The organism is Pseudomonas sp. KCJK9111, from assembly GCF_046231935.1.
GTDB classification, from domain to species: domain Bacteria; phylum Pseudomonadota; class Gammaproteobacteria; order Pseudomonadales; family Pseudomonadaceae; genus Aquipseudomonas; species Aquipseudomonas parafulva_B.
In genome coordinates, this window is record NZ_JBJJMO010000146.1 from 1 (window position 1) to 313 (window position 313).

Genomic DNA, 313 nt, shown 5'->3' on the forward strand with positions numbered 1-313 from the left:
GTAAAAGACGATGTTGTAAAGCGACCCTGTTATAGGTCTGTAGCTCAGTTGGTTAGAGCGCACCCCTGATAAGGGTGAGGTCGGCAGTTCAAATCTGCCCAGACCTACCATTACTTGGTTCAGCCGTAGAATACGGGGCCATAGCTCAGCTGGGAGAGCGCCTGCCTTGCACGCAGGAGGTCAGCGGTTCGATCCCGCTTGGCTCCACCAATCCTTCAGGCTTCAGGTTTGCAGCACTGTTCAGAATACAGAAATGAACATTCCGGTGTGAATGTTGATTTCTGACTTTTGTCAGATCGTTCTTTAAAAATTT

2 tRNA genes are annotated in these 313 nt (G+C 49.2%); both read left to right on the forward strand.

The features are described 5' to 3' along the window. The first annotated feature begins 33 nt into the window (after positions 1–33). Positions 34–110 (forward strand) — tRNA-Ile (locus ACK59L_RS21555). Between the two features lie 24 nt (positions 111–134). Then, a tRNA-Ala gene (locus tag ACK59L_RS21560) sits at positions 135–210 on the forward strand. The last annotated feature ends 103 nt before the right edge of the window (positions 211–313 follow it).